The 16824-nt window shown below is 57.2% G+C and carries 15 protein-coding genes and 1 tRNA gene; 5 read left to right on the forward strand and 11 right to left on the reverse strand.

Annotation, left to right across the window (positions count from 1 at the left end):
* Positions 1-120 precede the first annotated feature (120 nt).
* The 5 genes from Q1A69_RS17015 to Q1A69_RS17035 form a co-directional block, all read right to left on the reverse strand.
* A complete protein-coding gene (locus Q1A69_RS17015; protein WP_299588062.1) occupies positions 121-636 on the reverse strand; it encodes a hypothetical protein in 516 nt (171 codons plus the stop codon).
* Positions 637-1769: 1133 nt separating this feature from the next.
* Positions 1770-1845: transfer RNA gene (locus tag Q1A69_RS17020), tRNA-Phe, on the reverse strand.
* A gap of 124 nt (positions 1846-1969) precedes the next feature.
* A complete protein-coding gene (locus tag Q1A69_RS17025; protein WP_299588064.1) occupies positions 1970-2245 on the reverse strand; it encodes an oxidative damage protection protein in 276 nt (91 codons plus the stop codon).
* A 36-nt stretch (positions 2246-2281) separates the two neighbouring features.
* The gene (gene mutY / locus Q1A69_RS17030) at positions 2282-3346 is read right to left on the reverse strand and encodes an A/G-specific adenine glycosylase (protein WP_299588066.1); all 1065 of its coding nucleotides are present in this window, start codon (positions 3344-3346) and stop codon (positions 2282-2284) included.
* Positions 3347-3806: 460 nt separating this feature from the next.
* Complete coding sequence (locus Q1A69_RS17035) at positions 3807-4334, reverse strand: hypothetical protein (RefSeq protein WP_299588069.1); 528 nt, start codon at positions 4332-4334, stop codon at positions 3807-3809.
* Here Q1A69_RS17035 and Q1A69_RS17040 point away from each other — a divergent pair.
* Complete coding sequence (locus Q1A69_RS17040; protein ID WP_299588072.1) at positions 4328-4558, forward strand: hypothetical protein; 231 nt, start codon at positions 4328-4330, stop codon at positions 4556-4558. The genes Q1A69_RS17035 and Q1A69_RS17040 overlap by 7 nt on opposite strands.
* Before the next feature lie 78 nt (positions 4559-4636).
* Here the strand turns inward: Q1A69_RS17040 and Q1A69_RS17045 are convergent, their stop codons facing one another.
* The 3 genes from Q1A69_RS17045 to Q1A69_RS17055 all read right to left on the reverse strand — a co-directional run bounded on the left by Q1A69_RS17045 (position 4637) and on the right by Q1A69_RS17055 (position 9483).
* Entirely contained in the window at positions 4637-6970 is a 2334-nt protein-coding gene (locus Q1A69_RS17045; RefSeq protein WP_299588075.1) for an AsmA family protein, read from the reverse strand.
* A 15-nt stretch (positions 6971-6985) separates the two neighbouring features.
* Positions 6986-9097, reverse strand: a complete 2112-nt coding sequence (locus tag Q1A69_RS17050; RefSeq protein ID WP_299588078.1) for a TonB-dependent receptor — start codon at positions 9095-9097, stop codon at positions 6986-6988.
* An 86-nt stretch (positions 9098-9183) separates the two neighbouring features.
* Positions 9184-9483: a hypothetical protein gene (locus Q1A69_RS17055; protein ID WP_299588081.1), complete on the reverse strand. Its 300-nt coding sequence runs from the start codon at positions 9481-9483 to the stop codon at positions 9184-9186.
* 116 nt (positions 9484-9599) lie between these two features.
* On the opposite strand from Q1A69_RS17055, the gene hisB reads away from it, so the two are divergent.
* The 4 genes from hisB to hisF are packed head-to-tail and all read left to right on the forward strand — an operon-like array spanning position 9600 to position 12382.
* Positions 9600-10187 (forward strand): imidazoleglycerol-phosphate dehydratase HisB, encoded by a 588-nt coding sequence (gene hisB, locus Q1A69_RS17060; protein WP_299588084.1) that lies wholly within the window; start codon positions 9600-9602, stop codon positions 10185-10187.
* A complete protein-coding gene (hisH, locus tag Q1A69_RS17065) occupies positions 10187-10837 on the forward strand; it encodes an imidazole glycerol phosphate synthase subunit HisH (RefSeq protein WP_299588087.1) in 651 nt (216 codons plus the stop codon). The genes hisB and hisH overlap by 1 nt, the downstream gene beginning before the upstream one ends.
* 52 nt (positions 10838-10889) lie before the next feature.
* Positions 10890-11621: a 1-(5-phosphoribosyl)-5-[(5-phosphoribosylamino)methylideneamino]imidazole-4-carboxamide isomerase gene (hisA, locus tag Q1A69_RS17070; RefSeq protein WP_299588089.1), complete on the forward strand. Its 732-nt coding sequence runs from the start codon at positions 10890-10892 to the stop codon at positions 11619-11621.
* Entirely contained in the window at positions 11621-12382 is a 762-nt protein-coding gene (gene hisF, locus Q1A69_RS17075) for an imidazole glycerol phosphate synthase subunit HisF (RefSeq protein WP_299588091.1), read from the forward strand. Before hisA ends, hisF begins: the two co-directional genes overlap by 1 nt.
* Positions 12383-12496: 114 nt before the next feature.
* Here hisF and Q1A69_RS17080 read toward each other — a convergent pair whose 3' ends face one another.
* The 3 genes from Q1A69_RS17080 to gpmI all read right to left on the reverse strand — a co-directional run bounded on the left by Q1A69_RS17080 (position 12497) and on the right by gpmI (position 16737).
* On the reverse strand, positions 12497-13855 hold the full coding sequence (locus Q1A69_RS17080) for a S41 family peptidase (RefSeq protein WP_299588093.1): 1359 nt from the start codon (positions 13853-13855) through the stop codon (positions 12497-12499).
* A gap of 207 nt (positions 13856-14062) precedes the next feature.
* Complete coding sequence (locus tag Q1A69_RS17085; protein ID WP_299588095.1) at positions 14063-15190, reverse strand: peptidoglycan DD-metalloendopeptidase family protein; 1128 nt, start codon at positions 15188-15190, stop codon at positions 14063-14065.
* On the reverse strand, positions 15190-16737 hold the full coding sequence (gene gpmI, locus Q1A69_RS17090) for a 2,3-bisphosphoglycerate-independent phosphoglycerate mutase (RefSeq protein WP_299588098.1): 1548 nt from the start codon (positions 16735-16737) through the stop codon (positions 15190-15192). Before gpmI ends, Q1A69_RS17085 begins: the two co-directional genes overlap by 1 nt.
* Positions 16738-16824: the final 87 nt, after the last annotated feature.

The following is a 16824-nucleotide window of genomic DNA, read 5'->3' on the forward strand; positions in this document are numbered from 1 at the left end:
GCGTGTAGCATCCTACTTCCGGCATGAATCGATTAAATATGCAGCATAATGAAACTATTTGTCCGCCGGGTTAATAGTATCTAGTGCATCATGATCGATTTTCTGGATTTTTTTGCTGGTTTATTCCGCTTCAACGGTAATTCGAAGTGTTCCAGAGAAAGGCGCAGATGATTGATTTGGCTCCCACTCGGTCACAGGAATACTAATAAAAAAAGTAGCGTTATCATTTGCGCAGTTAGATGCTTGAAGAGTGTTGTTGGTAATAGGTACTCCTGCATTAGCTTGTTGAGGAATTACGCCATCGTTCTGGTAGACCACACTATAAGTAATTGAGGTTCCGTCAGATCCTATCAGGCTATATGTAGGATCAGTTCCATCATTCTGAAAGGTTATGCCGTAAGTTGAAAACCCATTTCCGGCAACACAAAATCTGTCATCGCCTGTTGCGCTATTTCCTGGCATTGGGTTTGATATAGTAATAGGGTCAACATTATCTATTGAGATGATTGTGTCAAATTGCAGGGTTATCAAACTGGTTGCACTATCTGTAGCTTGGGATAGCGCAGATGTAGTGTGGCCAAGTGCTAGTCCTGCAGCAAGTAAGGGTGCTAGAAAACTTTTTGTAACAATTTTCATAGTTAAATCCTTTTAGGTTAGATTGCATGATGTCTGTGAAATATAACGTCAAAGCTAAAATAGGGTGGTTGGGCTTTGTGTTGGTATTTTAGTTATAAATTTATCTTGTAAACTTACCGGGCAGGTATCAAGTTTATTTAGAGATAAAGTTACTATTTTTTGAGAAAGATTTCTTATTTTGGATTAGCGATTTTGCAGTTAAATTTCTTTTTTAAACTACTTGAAACCAAGAATGTCTATATAGACTTCGTAGGTGGATCGGGCGACTGGCTGTGTTGCTATATATAATTTTTTTTGAAAGATTTTATGTAATGCCATACTTAACTCTATCATAGAGGCGTAGAGAGCCATAATGGCGTAGTATGGGGCGTCTTTATTATTTCGGTTTAAACAATCTCTGAATATTAATTCAGCTAATTTAATGATTGTATTAAGTTCTTTTCATACTTGTCGAGTATTTTAGAGTTGGTTTTCATTGTTTTTAATTAATGTTTTGGCTTTAGGAATTGACGGACTATTACTTCACAAAAATATATTCCCTTAAGTGGGTTTGCTCTGTGGGAGCTGTTTGTTCTTTTCCTCTTCTTAGTTTGAGAGTGAGGGTTAATGAACTGGCCCGGTTTATTGATTAGCTGACAAAATCCTATCACTTCAAGAGGATGCCTCGAAACCTATAAAGCGAAGCAAACAGGCCCCAAGCAAATTTCAAGATACTTCAACCCCTCCTGAAGCAATCAAAACCATCTATTTCCTCCGAAACCCAGCAAATCTTAAGGTCTTTTGCCCCCTGATCAAAAAACATACCGACAAAAAGGCCGCCTGTCACTCCTCCCCACGCCTGCCGATTTTGGGCGTTCTTTTGGTTGGTGAAATTGAGAGTGGGGCAGGGCGGTGAGCTGATGCGAGTCCTAGGGCAGGTTGGCTTTTCACACAATGAAGCGTTTTGAAGAGAAGTGAAGAAGACTTTCACCCAGGCTGACAGCGGAAGGATAGTGGCAGATGTGGGTCAATTGCGGATCAAAAAAATTCTACGTGGATACTATGTGGACATCCTAGTGATCTTTGGCGCTTTTTGGCACATTGCGTAAACAATAAAAAACCCGCGAAAGCTAGCGCTGACGCGGGTTTTAATATGGTGCCCGGAGGCGGAATCGAACCACCGACACGGGGATTTTCAATCCCCTGCTCTACCGACTGAGCTATCCGGGCTTTGCGATTTTGCTGGGCTTCCCCTGCGTCGCGAGGCGCGTATTAAAGCTCTTCCCCGGTACAGAGTCAACCCCTTGATTATAAAAAGTTTTCTTTCTTTACCGAGGAAGGTTTGCGGGCCCGCTTACTGTTGTTCCGGGGGTACGTAGCCGTCGGCGGCGTCGTACTCTTCGCCGCTCAGGAACTTCATCATCTGCTCGCTGAGATAGGCGCGGCTGGAGGGTTCCATCATGTTCAGATGCTTTTCGTTGATCAGCATGGTCTGGTGTGACATCCACTCCTGCCAGGCTTTTTTGGATACGTGTTCAAAAAGTTCTACGCCTTTGGGGCCGGGGAAGGGCGGTGCGTCCAAGCCTTCCAATTCCTCTTGGTACTTGCGGCAGAATACGGTTCTGGACATGGACTCCTCCTGATTTTAGTCGGCCGTTGTTGGTGCTCACAGGGGTGCCTGCAGCGCCAGTAGTTGTTTTGCCAGCTTGACGATCGGGGCGGGTAGCCCCAGTTCCTGGGCCGCGCGAGCGCGGTTTAACTGCCGGAGTTTATACCAGCCGGCGCCGTTCTCCGCCACCTGTGCGGGGACTTTGTCGAGTTGTACCCACTGCGGGGTAATATCCAAGTGAAAGTGGCTGAAGGTATGGCGCAGTAGTGGCAATGTTTGTATGGCGCTGGCGTGCCAGCTCCGTTGAGCCAGCCAGGCCTTGGGATCTTCAGCTTGGGGTGGACTCCAGAGGCCGCCCCAAATGCCGCTAGCGGGGCGCTGCTGCAGATAAATCTCACCCTCGTATTCCAGTAGCAAGAGGGTGGCACTGCGCACCGGTTTTTCCTTGCGCGGTTTCTTTCCGGGGTAATCCTGCGGGTTGCCCTGGGCGTGGGCCGCACAGGATTTCTTTAACGGACACTCTTCACAGCGGGGTTTGCTGCGGGTACACAGGGTAGCGCCCAGATCCATCATCACCTGGGTGTAATCATTGACGCGTTTGTCGGGCGTGTAGGTCTCGGCCAGATCCCACAGCTCTTTGGCCACGGCGCTCTGCCCAGGCCAGCCCTCTACGGCGCGGTAGCGCGCCAGAACCCGTTTTACGTTGCCGTCGAGGATTGGTGCTCGGAGCCCCATACTGATACTGGCAATCGCGCCGGCAGTGGAGCGACCGATACCGCTCAATTCTGTGAGTGCTTCAACATCCTGTGGGAATTCTCCGCGGTGTTCCTGCAAAACCGTCTGCGCACATTTGTGCAGGTTGCGCGCACGGGCGTAATAGCCGAGGCCGCTCCAGTGGGCCAGTACCTTATCCAGCGGCGCGGTGGCGAGGGTCTGCAGGGTGGGGAAGCTCTGCATAAAGCGCTCGAAATAGGGGATAACGGCGCTCACTTGAGTCTGTTGCAGCATGATCTCGGAGACCCACACTCGGTAGGGATTGATGTTTTGTTGCCAGGGCAGGTCCTTGCGCCCGTGTTTGTCGAACCATTTGAGGACGGCGTTTTGGAACTGCTTTGGGGTCATGGAGGTACTGCGAGTTTGGGTGGCGTGGAGTATTGGGGCCGGAGTTGCGTACCGGGCGGACCCGGTGCGGCTGCGATCAACGGCCGAAGAGATTTTTCAATTTTTCTTTCCGTTCGTCGACCTTTTCTTCCATTTTATCCCCATATTTTTTTTGGCTTTGTATTTCAGTTCTTCGCGCAAGAGGTTGTCGATACGGCGGCTGAGGGGGCTACAGCACATTGGATTAGTGTTGGTCGGCAGGTTCTGGGAGCCGAGATCTACCTACCGGCCCGGAAGAGAAGCGCCAGTGGTAGAGGCATCCCCTGACCCGGTTACAAATAACCAGGGGGGAGCCCCCAATAGAGTTGCGTACGCTGACGGCACTGTTTGGATTGCCCAGATGAAATATGTGAGGGCCGGTCACACATCCCGTATCGTCTAGATCTGCCTGAGAAAGATCGTGACGATCCCGGTTGAGTTGTCAGACCTGAATGCCCTCTTCCGGCACATAGAAATAGCCGACAAAGTGATAGTCCGTGGCTGCCATACCATAGTTATGGTTTGCTCTTTCCAGCTGCTTGGGCAGAATCACAAAACCGGGGCCGTAGTTTTTCACCCCGTGAGCGCCTGGTTTGTGAGTCCAGTAGCCGGTTTCCGGGTCTCGCCGGTACCAGTGGTGATCGGTTGTGGACTTATATAGGGCAACACAATAATAACCCTTTGTGAAAGGGGGGGGATCATTTGCTGGGGCATTGGCTACATAGGCCATACCGTCGCGCTTGGCGCCCTCAATCAGACGGGCATTGTCCAGGCCCGCGTCATAGCCGGAGTTGGAGCCGGGGTCTGGCTTGCCCTTGTGGGGCTTCTCGCAGTTTGCGGCCCAGGCATAGCAGTTCACGTGGTTGTTACCCCAGGCCTCCTCTCCAGGTGTGTTTTTCGCAGCATTAGTAACCAGCTTGGTGATCACTTGCTTGGATTTATTGTCTCGATTCCGTTCCAGTAATGGCATTTGTTATTCCCGTTATTTGGCCAATTCACCCTGTAGAGTTTGTACTGATCTTGGGAAAAGAAAGTGCAAGCAATAAGGAAGTTGTCGTGGGATGGGAAAAAAATCAAAGGATATGTAAAAAAGGGCAGGGGATGATTCAGGCCTTTGGCAACCGTATCGCCAGTCCCCTCGTTATCATTCGTTACTGCAGTTCAATGCGGTCTTTAGAAACGGCTTTCGAGTAATGAGGGTATTGCGAGCGTGGCTGGCGTGGAATATTGGGGCCGAAGTTGCGCACCGGGCGGACCCCGGTGCGGCTTTCATTAACGGCCAAAAAGGTTTTTCAATTTTTCTTTCAGTTCGTCGACCTTTTCTTCCACTTTATCGCCATATTTTTTCTTGGCTTTGTATTTCAGTTCTTCGCGCACCAGGTCGTCGATGCGGCGGCTGTCGGGTTTACAGGTACCCGGTCCCACATCGTTGAAGTCGCCCTTGCAGCGCAGTGGCAGCGGGCGGTTGCGCCAGCGCTTGTTCTTCACGGAGCAGCCGTCGGCGGAGGTGTTCTCGCCGACCAGGGCGAGGCCGAGGGCGAAATCGAAGTCCTGTTTTTTCAGGTCTATCTCACCATCGCCGGTCATGGCGATATTCTCGATGCCGGCGAGAATTTCGGTCACGTTCACCTCTTCGCCTTTCACCGCGATAGTGGCGCGCAGGTCTTGCAGGTCGGTTTGCGCTGGCCAGTCGCGGTCTGGCATCGGGGTACTCTCCGCATAGCTGAACAGTTGGCACATGCTCTTTTCCAGGTTAAACGGCGTTATGGAGAGCTCTTTGCTGGACAGGTTAACGGCCGCGCGCAGATTCTCCTGCAGATCGGTGGAGGTTTTGCCCTTGGTGCGCCCATCCCAATTCACGCTGGCCTCGCCGGTCACCTGTACTTTCTCACTGGGGAACAGCGCTTCCTGCACCTTACCGATATCCACGCCGGTGAGGCCGCCGCGGACTTGTCCTTCGGCCGTCTGGGCGCGGGCGTTAAACTGGCCGTTGCTATTGAGTTGGCCACCATAGAGGTCGGCACTGAGTTTTTGTAGCTGGTAGAGGCCGTTGTCCACCGTGAGTTGTATTTCCGGGCTGTCGAGCTGCAGACCGGCGGCTTGCAACTGATCCAGGGCGAGGCTGATGTTGGCGTTGAAACCGCGCAGATCGCTGAGGGGCAGGGGTTCGCCGGGTACTTGCTGGGCGGTTTTCCCCTGCGTGCCGGCCTTGGATTTCTTTTCGGTCTGCTGAGCGCTGAGGGTCTCCGCGGACGTTGGAGTTTGTGTCGATTCCTCACTTTGTGCTGTGGCTTCCGTGGAGGGTGCCTTTGTTACAGGCTCCCCGCTCTTCTTATTGCCCTCCTCACCGCTTTCTTCATCGGAAGGCGGCAGGTAGCTGTCCAGGTTAAAAACGCCGCCGCGCAGGCTTAGGTCGAGCCCAGGCATTTCCGCGTTGCGCAGCTGAGCGCTGCCGTTGAAGGTGGTGCCGTCGAGCTGCAACTGTAGTGGTGTCAGATTGAGTTTTTGTTCCGTGCCTTCGATGCTGGCTTCGATATTCAGTTTCTGTAGTACGGCGCTATCGCGGGTAACGACTTCGCTGCCGGTCAGATCGAGCCAGGGGCGCAGGGGGTCGGCGCTGGCGTTGAGATTCATCTGTACACGCCAGGGCTGATTGCCGTTTTCGCGACGCACATAGCCGCGCAGGTGTACGGTGGCCTTGGCGCTGTTGCTGGAGGTAACGATTAGTTGCAGGGGTTGCAGACGCAGGCCGTTGAGGCCTTCGTCCAGGGCCAGGGTACTGTCCAGTTTCAGTTTGAGCGGATAGCGCAAATCGCTGCCACTCACATTGGCATTGGCGCTGAGTTGCCCAGGTTCGCCGCCGGGCACTAGGTTGTCGGCGCTAATACTCAGGTCTTCCACCTTGTAGGTCTTAGTGGTGCGGGCGTCACTGTAGGAAAGCAGACCCTGTTCAATACGCAGTTTGTCCAGGCTGAGCTCAACTTGTTGCTGGGCCGGCTCTTCCGATTCCCTGGGAATTTCCAGCTTGGGCGGCTGTTTTTTCTGCGCCTCCAGTGCTTCGCTGATCAGCTCCCAATTACCGCGCCCCTCTTTGTCCACGGAGAGTTCAATCTGTGGGGCGATCAGTACAATTTCCTCGGCCTCCACACGGCGCTGCAGCAGAGGCTTGAGGGCCACCCCCACGGCGATCTTATCGGCGCGCACCAGGATCTCTTCGGGCAGTTGCAGCGGGGCCATGGTGATATCGCGCAGTTGCAAACCGACCTGGGGCCATATCTGCCAGCCGATGTCTCCCTGCAGTTGCAGAGAGATGCCCTGCTTGGCGGCGAGTTTCTCCAACTGCGGTTTGTATTGATTGATGTCTAGGCCAGCCAGTAGCCAGGCGACGGCGCCGGCGAGCAGAAGGAAAACGACCAGTAAGGCGATAAGTGTGCGCTTGATCCAGGCCATGGAGAGGATTGTCCCTGTGTTTTTTAGAAGATTCGTCGTGTATACCAACACTTCAGACGCTGCGGCGGGGGTTGATGTTCCCGTGCCCTTCACAAAGAGCTTATCCGGGAAGTGTAGGAAATACAGCCCCGCAGGGCCGATGCACTGCGGGGCCATTGAAGCAATTGTGCCTTAGAAAATAAAGCGCACGCCGGCTTCGATGCTGCGGCCCGGTGCCGGCGCATAGTCGCGCAGCAGAGAGGTGGCGTTGCGGATTTCCTCGTCGAGCAGGTTGCGCGCGCTGGCGAAGAGCACTGCGTCGCTGCCGCCGATCGTGAAGTTGTACTCAGCGCTCAGGTCCATGCGGGTGTAGCCGTCGGTAGGCTCTTCATCGGCACCGGCGCGGTCCTGGTCCGCGGCCTGTACTGTGCGCCACTCCCAACCCCACTGATCGTATTCGGCACCCAGAGCCAGGCCCATGCGCAGTGGCGGCATACGCGGTACATCGGAGCTTTCACCAGTGATGGCTTCATCGAAGCGCGCGCGCACCATATCGCCAAACAGTGTCACGTAATAACTGCCCCGCAGGGGAAAGGTCACCGAGGCCTCGGCACCGTAGAAAGTCGCATCGCGATTGGCATAGGCGTAGATGGGCAGCCCCTCTTCCTCGCCCCCCGTGTTCTGTGCGTAGATATAGCCGCCGATCTGATTGTAGAACACACTGGCCTCAATCCGGGCGGCGTGCCAGCCGCTGGCCGCTTCGTTGTGGTGGTGATAACCCAGCTCCAGGTTAACGCCGCTCTCCTTATCCAGTTCGTTATTTCCCAACAGATAGCGGGATTCTGCCAAATGTGCGCCGTCGGCAAACAGTTCCTCGGCTACCGGGGCGCGCTCGGAGTGGGTGGCGCCGAGACTGACATGTTGGTGCTCGGCGAGGAAGTACTGCAGTGTGGCGCTGGCGCCGACCAGGTTGAAATCGCGCTCGTTGGCCATTTCTGGATCTATATCCACGCGCTCCAGGCGCGCGCCGAGATCCAGGTGCCAGTCGCCCCACTCGCGCTCTTTCATGGTGAAAAAACCGGCGCTGCGGGTACGCGAGGGCTGGATAAAGGCCTCGTCGCCAACGGCGGCGAAGTCTTTGTCAGTCAATTGCAAACCGTAGGCACCGCGCCAGCCGTTACCGGCATCGTGGGTTATTTCAATCCGGCTCTCCCAGGCTTCGTTGGTGAAGCGGGTGCCCGCCACGTCGCCATCCAGCTCCACATGCTCGTAATCGTTGTAGCCGATGCGTAAGCTCAGTTTGTCCCAGTAATCGCCGTCGAAGCGATGCTCGCCTTTGAGATCGTAGCGGGTCTGGGCCATGTCGATACGCACTGCATCGATTGCACCGACCTCGGCGTGTTCCTCATGTTCATCGTGGTCTTCCCCTGCGTGCGCTTCTTCGTGGTGGTGCTCGTGGGTACCCAGGGGGATGCCGTAGTTGTTTTCCAGGCGGTTGACCGAGACACCGATAAAGCCGCTGTCGGTGATCCAGGAGGCGCCGCCGCTATAGCTGTGGGCGCGGGCATTGGTGTTGCCCACATAGCCGTCGGTGTTGAACGCCTCTTCGTGCTCGCTTTCTTCGCCGGCGTGTTCCTCGTGATCATCGTGCTCTTCGCCGTGTTCGATAATGGCGAGGCCCGGAATTTCTGTATCGCCATTTTCCCGATAGACCCCGTCCACATACCAGGCCAGCTGCCCCGCGCCACCGGTGAGGCGAAAGACGGAGGCGTCCTGGCGGTCGGCGCTGTTGTGGCGCAGCTCGACTGCGCCCTCCACCGCTTCGGGCACGGCGCTGGGGATGCGTCCATCGATGATATTAACCACGCCACCCACGGCTCCGCTGCCATAGCGCAGGGCGGCGGGGCCGCGCAGTATCTCGATGCGCTCGGCGAGCAGCGGCTCGATACTGGCGGCGTGGTCGGAGCTGGTGCTGGAGGCGTCGGACACATCCAGGTTATCGCTGAGGATTTTTACCCGATTGGCGCTCTGGCCGCGAATCACCGGCAGGCCCACGCCACTGCCGAAGGAGGCGTTGGCCACACCGGGCTGATCTTGCAGAGTCTGGCCCAGGGTTGCTGCGGCGGACTTGCGCAGTGCGTCGCCGGAGAGGACGGTGACTGGCGCAGCTACGGCATCGGCGGGTTTATCCAGCGGCGATACGGTGACGTTGACCTCTTCTAAGGTCGAGTGGGTTTCAGCAGCGTAAATAGCGGGCGCGGCCAGGCTGGCGATGGCCAGGGCCAAAGTGTTGAACTTGGTCATTGGTTTTTGTGTCCTGTCACAGGCGGACGCCGCCCAAGGCGCACAGGCGCGGGCATCCACAAAGCAAGTTGTTAGTGTTTTTTGGATTAACGGAGTGACAGGGAGGGAGGTGGGGCGCGCGCGCTCTGGCGCTCCGGCTGGCAATCGCGCGCTGTCGGCGCAGAGCGTCGGTTGTAATGACTTTGGGGCTCAGCCTGAACGAGCAGTGGCTCGCTGCTGAGTGCTGCGGGGGAGTGCATACAGCACAGGTCACACAGTTCTACCTGGCTGTTGCCAAGGTGGAAATGCTCCGCCCACAGCGGCTGTGCTGCGACTAAGGCGAGTAGCAGAAACAGGCTGGCCCAGTAATGGGATTTTCGGCGCTTGAAGGTAACCATGCTGAGCATGATAGGTGCTCAGGATTACGAATCAAGTTTCATCTGACACTAGCGGACCACAGGGGGCGTCATTCATCCTATAATTTGCGCCCTCTGTCTTATCGACCAAAAAAGGAACGCTCTCGATGCGTAAGGCTAGCGTCACCCGCGACACTCTGGAAACCAAGATTCAAGTCAGCGTCAACCTGGACGGCCAGGGGCACGGCCAGTTTGCCACCGGGGTTCCCTTTTTGGAGCATATGCTCGATCAGATTGCCCGCCACGGTATGATTGATATGGATATCCGCTGCGATGGCGATATCCATATCGATGACCACCATACGGTGGAAGATATTGGCATCACCCTCGGCAAAGCCATCACCGAAGCTCTGGGAGATAAGAAGGGCATGACCCGCTACGGTCACAGCTATGTGCCGCTGGATGAGGCCCTTTCCAGAGTGGTGATCGACTTTTCCGGTCGCCCCGGCCTGGTGATGGAGGTGCCTTTCACGCAAAAGCGCATCGGCAACTTCGATACCGAGCTGTTCTACGAATTCTTTCAGGGCTTTGTAAACCATGCGCTGGTGACGGTGCATATCGATTGCCTGCGCGGCTACAACGCCCATCATCAGGTGGAAACCGTATTCAAAGCGTTCGGCCGCGCCCTGCGTATGGCGCTGACCCCGGACCCGCGGATGGCCGGCACCATGCCCTCCACCAAGGGGGTGTTGTGATGGGGAAGATTGCGGTACTCGACTACGGCATGGGCAATCTGCACTCGGTGGCCAGTGCCCTGGACAAAGTGGCGCCGCAAGCCGAGGTCGTGCTGGCGCAAACTCCCGAGCAGGCCGAGGGCGCAGAGCGCTTATTGGTACCGGGAGTTGGTGCTATCCGCGACTGTATGACAGGGTTTGTCGAGGCGGGTTTCGCGCCGCTGCTCGAGGATGCCATCGCCGCGGAGACGCCGGTGCTGGGTATCTGTGTGGGCATGCAAATTATGATGCGCCACAGTGAGGAAAATAATGGGGTCGATTGTCTGGATATTTTTCCGCAGCCGGTGAAATTTTTCGGCAAGGCCCTGCCCTTGGCCGCCATGGGGGGGCGCTTGAAAGTCCCGCATATGGGCTGGAACAGTGTGCGGCAAACTCGCGAGCACCCCCTGTGGGCCGGCATCGCCGACAACAGCCGTTTTTACTTTGTGCACAGTTACTATGTCCCCGCTGAGGACAATGCGGATCTGGCCGGGAGCACGGACTACGGTGTGCCCCTGGCGGCCGCGGTGGCGCGGGAAAATATTTTCGCTACCCAGTTTCACCCGGAGAAGAGCGCCGAGACTGGCCTGCAACTACTTAAAAACTTTGTCAGCTGGAATGGCCGGGCCTGAGGCCCGCGGACTATTCCCGCCCCCAATAACTACTGCCGATGAAAGACAGAGCATGATTGTAATTCCCGCTATCGATTTGAAGGACGGCCAGTGCGTACGCCTGCGTCAGGGCGAAATGGACGACGCCACCGTATTTTCCGACGACCCCCTGGCCACTGCCCAGCACTGGGTGAACGAGGGCGCCAAGCGCCTGCACCTGGTGGACCTGAATGGCGCCTTCGCCGGCAATCCGGTCAACGGTGAGGCCGTCACCGCTATCGCCAAACAGTTTCCCCACCTGCCAGTGCAGATCGGCGGCGGTATCCGCGATTTGCACACCATCGAGCGCTATCTGCAAGCCGGAGTGACCTGGGCCATTATCGGCACTGCGGCAGTGAAAGAGCCCAGGCTGGTGGAGGAGGCCTGTCGTGAATTCGAGGGGCATATTATCGTCGGTCTCGATGCCAAAGACGGATTGGTGGCCACTGAGGGTTGGGCCGAGGTATCCGAGCTGAAAGCCACAGAACTGGCCAAGCGTTTCGCCGATTGTGGGGTCAGCTCGATCGTATACACCGATATCGCCCGCGACGGGATGATGCAGGGGGTCAATATCGAGGCCACCCTGGAAATGGCCCGTGCGGTGCAGGTGCCGATTATCGCCTCCGGTGGGGTCAGCAGCATCGAGGATATCGAACAGCTACTGGACACCGGTGCGATATACGGGGCGATTACCGGTCGGGCAATTTACGAAGACAAGCTGAACCTGCGCGCGGCGCAGCAGCTCTGCGATCAACGGAAAAAATAATGGCACTGGCGAAACGCATTATTCCCTGTCTCGATGTCGATGGCGGCCGCGTGGTAAAGGGCGTGAACTTTGTCGATATCCGCGATGCCGGCGACCCGGTAGAAATCGCCCGCCGCTACAACGAGGCGGGGGCCGATGAGGTCACTTTTCTCGATATCACCGCCACCCACGAGCAGCGCGATACGATTCTGCATATCGTGGAAAAAATGGCGCACGAGGTGTTTATTCCGCTCACCGTCGGTGGTGGCGTACGCAGCCTGCAGGATATCCGCAATCTGCTCAACGCCGGTGCGGACAAGACGGCGATCAACTCTGCAGCGGTGAAGAATCCCGAGTTTGTGCGCGAGGCGGCCGAGCGTTTCGGCAGCCAGTGCATTGTGGTGGCCATCGATGCCAAGCAGGTGGGCGAGAACCGCTGGGAGATCTTTACCCACGGTGGGCGCCAGCCCACCGGTATAGACGCCGTGGGTTGGGCGCGGCAGATGGCCGAGTACGGCGCCGGTGAAATACTGCTCACCAGTATGGATCGCGATGGCACCAAGAATGGTTTCGACCTGAATCTGACCCGCACGATTACAGAGGCGGTGCCGGTGCCGGTGATTGCCTCCGGCGGCGTCGGCAATCTGCAGCATTTGGCCGAGGGCGTATTACAGGGTGGTGCCGATGCGGTACTGGCGGCCAGTATCTTCCACTTTGGCGAGTTCAGTATCGCCGAAGCCAAAGCCTATATGCAGGAAGCTGGGATAGAGATGCGCCTATAGATATTTGAGGTCTTTGAGATGCCTGTGGGCAGAGAGGGGGATCGCGGACAGGTGAGGGGTGCGTTAAGTTGAAGCAGTTGCGCTGACGGCGGGTGTGAGCCCGCCGCGCGCCAGTTACTGCTTTTTGTCTGCACGGGCAAAGCGTTCGCGCAGACCCCTGTCCCTGTGAGCGTAGAGATTCAGCCCTTTGAGTACATTGAGTGCCTCGAAAATCTGATTGTCGCGATCCAGCCAGTTATCGCGCTCCTCCTGTTCCCGCGCACGGTCCTCCGAAGTTCGATCGGCACCGCCATTGCCATTGTCCAGGTGTCCGGCCAGGTCCGCTTCAGTGGGGCGCGGCGTATCGTTGAGACGGGTGACTTTGACCCGTTCCACGGTGATGTCCGGCGTGATGCCCTGGGCCTGGATGGAGCGACCGTTGGGGGTGTAATAGAGGGCGGTGGTCAGTTTAATGGCGCGCTCGTCATTGATGGGGATCACCGTTTGCACCGAGCCCTTGCCGAAGCTGTCGGTACCCATAACCACGGCGCGGCGGTGGTCCTGTAGGGCGCCGGCGACAATTTCTGCGGCCGAGGCGGAACCGGCGTTGATCAACACGACCAGTGGGGCGCCCTCAGTGAGGTCGCCGGGTTCGGCGGAGTAACTCAGATTGGCGGCTTCATTGCGTCCCTCGGTGTAGACCACCAGCCCCTCTTCAAGGAAGGCATCGGCCACTTTTACCGAGGACTGCAATACGCCGCCGGGGTTGTTGCGCAGGTCGATAATCAGGCCCTTCAGGGCGCCTTTCTTCTGCAGTTTGATCAGTTCCTCGGCGACATCGGCGCCGGTGTCCAGCTGAAACTGGCTGATACGCAGGTAGCCGTAGCCCTCGTCGAGTACTTTGCTGCGCACACTGCGCACGCGCACGGTATCGCGCTTGAGGGTGACATCGAAGGGTTGCTTGTGGCCCTTGCGGGCGATAGTCAGTGTTACGCTGCTGCCCTTGGGCCCGCGCATCCACTCCACCGCCTCGTCCAGGCCGATGCCTTTCAAGGATTTGCCCGAAAGGCGCAGTATCACATCGCCCGATTTGAGCCCGGCGCGGGAGGCGGGGGTGTCATCCATCGGGGTGATGACAGTGATGTGGTCGTCCTCGATACCGACCTCGATCCCGAGACCGGCAAATTCACCGGTGGTGTTTGCCTGCAGGTCGTCGAAGGAGCGGCGGTCGAGATAGGAGGAGTGGGGATCTAGGCCCTGCAACATGCCTTTGATGGCGTATTCCAGCAGGGTGCGGTCGTCCACCTCTTCCACATAGCCCTGGCGAATTTGCTCGAAAACCTTGGCGAAGCTGCGCAGGTCTTCGAGGGGCAGGCGCCCGCTGTTCTCGGTGGCCACATTGGGTTGGTTGCCCCCCTCGCTGAGTCCCATCAATGGCAGGGCTGTGAGGGCGGCAGCTCCGAGAAAAGTGGTGAGCGCCTTGGAGATGAACATATTGTTGTGACCTCTGCCTTATTTCTTCGCTGCTTTGCGAAAGTGTAGACCGCAGAGATTGGCAGGGATTCTAATGCGCCGCCAAATTCTACTGTGTCACAGGCTTAGTCGCGAAAAGCCCGACTGTCTTGCAGTGGCTCTGAGCACTGGTACAAATGCGTGGCATGCACCAAAGAACCAAGAGCCATCGAGCGGGACGGCTATTGTTTAACCCCGGCACCACAACGTGGGATCCTGGGCTCTGCCGCGATGGCGGATTTCAAAATAGACGCCGCTGTGGGTGAGGCCGCCGCTGTTACCGACCCGCGCGATGGTATCGCCACTCTCGACCCATTCGCCAATATTGCGGGTGAGGGATTGATTGTGCGCGTAGAGACTCATATAGCCGTCGCCGTGCTCGAGGATCACCAGCATGCCGTGGCCGCGCAGGTAGTCGGAAAAGACTACGCGTCCGCGGTGTACTGCGCGCACGGGCTCCCCCGCGGCGGCGCGGATGGTCACCCCTTTCCAGGTGATACCGTTGGCGCGGCGCTGGCCGTAGGCATTGGCGCGACGCCCTTTGACCGGCCATTGCAGCTTGCCCCGCTGGCGGGCGAAGGGCTTGTGCTGGTCCGGATTGACCAGTGAGGCGATAGCCCGCCCCACCTCGTCGATCAATGTCTGCAGGCGCTTGCGGTCACCCTGCAGCTGTTTGAGTTCACCGCCGCCATTGGCGAGTTTCGCCGCCAATTTTTCCAGTGTGCGTTTGCGCCCCTGTTGTGCGCTGCGCAGTTTTTCCTGGCGCTCCTGCAGCTGTGCCCGCTCTGCCTGCAAGGTATTCTGCTCGCGCTCAATCGATGCCGAGACCGTCTCCAGCGAGGTGAGGGTTTGCAGGTAGTGGTCGATAACGCGGCTGCGTTCTTGGAGGAAGTAATCGTGGTAGCGGAGCTGGCGGGCGATGTTCTGTGGGTCTTGTTGGTTGAGGAGGAGTTTGATCTGTTCTTGTCGGCCCAGTCGGTAAGCGGCGGCGATCTCCTGTTCGACCCGCCGCTGCATACTTCGCCGGGCCTCCTGTAGCGTTTTCTGCTCTTGCCGGAGTTCGCGCAGCTTTTCTGTGCGGCTGCGCATATCCCGCCGGATCTGGTCTATGCGCCGGTGCAGCCCGGAGATATCTTTCTCGTTCTCTTCCAGATCCTTGAGCAGCTGGTCGCGCTGGCCGCGCACCTGGTTGAGCTCCTGTTGCAGGGACTCGATACGCTGCTTAATTTCGGTGAGGCGTGCTTGTTGGTCCGCCTCCGCCTGACTCCAGGCGGGCAGTGACAATAGGGCGATCAGGAAGAGTACGAGAGTTTTCATCAGTCCATTTTTACCAAACTATGGCCAGTCATTTCTGCCGGTTGTGGCAGGTGCATCAACGCTAACATGGTTGGCGCCACATCCGCCAGACTGCCTCCGTCACACATTTGCACATTGCGTGCACCGACATAAACGAATGGTACCGGCAGCGTGGAGTGCTGGGTGCTGACCTGGCCCGAGTTAGCGTCAAACATTTCCTCCACATTGCCGTGATCCGCAGTGATCAATACTTCACCGCCTGCGGCCAGCGCTGCGTCGACTACGCGCTCGACACACTGGTCCAGGGCTTCTACAGCCTTCACTGCCGCCTCGAAGACGCCGGTGTGGCCGACCATATCGCCGTTGGCGTAGTTACAAATAATGGTGTCGTACGCACCGCTGTCGATGGCGGCGACCAGTTTGTCGGTGACTTCCGCTGCGTTCATTTCCGGTTGCAGGTCGTAAGTGGCCACATCTGGAGACTTGATCAGCTCGCGGGTCTCACCGCTATAGGGTTCTTCGCGACCGCCGCTGAAGAAGAAAGTGACGTGTGCGTACTTCTCGGTCTCGGCGATGCGCAGTTGGGTTTTGCCCTGAGCCGAAAGGTACTCGCCGAGGGCGTTGACCAGTTTTTCTGGGGGAAAGGCGCAGCTGGCATGAATAGTGGCAGCGTATTCGGTGGTCATCACAAAGTCTGCCAGTTGCGGCTTGGCAATGCGCTCGAAGCCATCGAAATCCGCCTCGGTGAAGGCACGGGTCAGCTGACGCGCGCGATCCGGGCGGAAATTCATAAAGATCAGGGCATCGCCATCCTGAATTGGAGCCGGCTCGCCGATAACTGTTGGGGCGACAAACTCATCGTTCTCACCGCGCTCATAAGCGGCGGCCAGCCCCGCCAGGGCATCGCGGGCACTGTGCTGTGCAGTGCCCAGGGTGAGCATATCGTAGACGGATTTGGTGCGTTCCCAGCGCTGGTCCCGGTCCATGGCGAAGTAGCGGCCGGCCAGGGTGGCCATATGCGCATTGCCAACGGCATCGCACACCTGCATCAGACGTGCGATAGAGGGCTCGGCACTGCGCGGTGGCGTATCGCGGCCATCGAGGAAGGCGTGCACATAGATGGCGCGGGCACCGCGCTGTGCGGCCAGGGTTACCATGGCGACGATATGATCTTCGTGGCTGTGCACGCCGCCCTCGGAGAGCAGCCCCATAATATGTATCGCGCCGTTGTTGGTGATGGCTTTGTCTACCGCTGCGGTATAGGCGGCATTGCGAAAGAAGTCGCCGTCCTGGATGGCCTTATTGATCCGGGTGAAGTTCTGGTACACCACCCGGCCGGCGCCCAGTGTCATATGCCCGACTTCGGAGTTGCCCATTTGTCCCTCGGGCAGGCCCACTGCCATACCGGAGGTCTGGATCAGCGTTTTTGGACGGGTTGCCCAGATGTTGTCCCATACCGGAGACTTTGCGGCGCGAATCGCGTTGTACTCGGGATTGTCGCTGTGGCCGAAGCCGTCCAGAATCAGCAGGACCAGGGGGCGTTTTTTCGGGGCTTGCGGAGCGGCCATAGCGACGGATTTCCTCTATCGGGTGGTTTGGATTGCGGACGCGGATTTTAACCCGTTCGGCCATCGTTTAACCATGTCGATTAGTGC

The organism is uncultured Microbulbifer sp. (genome assembly GCF_947498635.1).
Lineage (GTDB): Bacteria > Pseudomonadota > Gammaproteobacteria > Pseudomonadales > Cellvibrionaceae > Microbulbifer > Microbulbifer echini.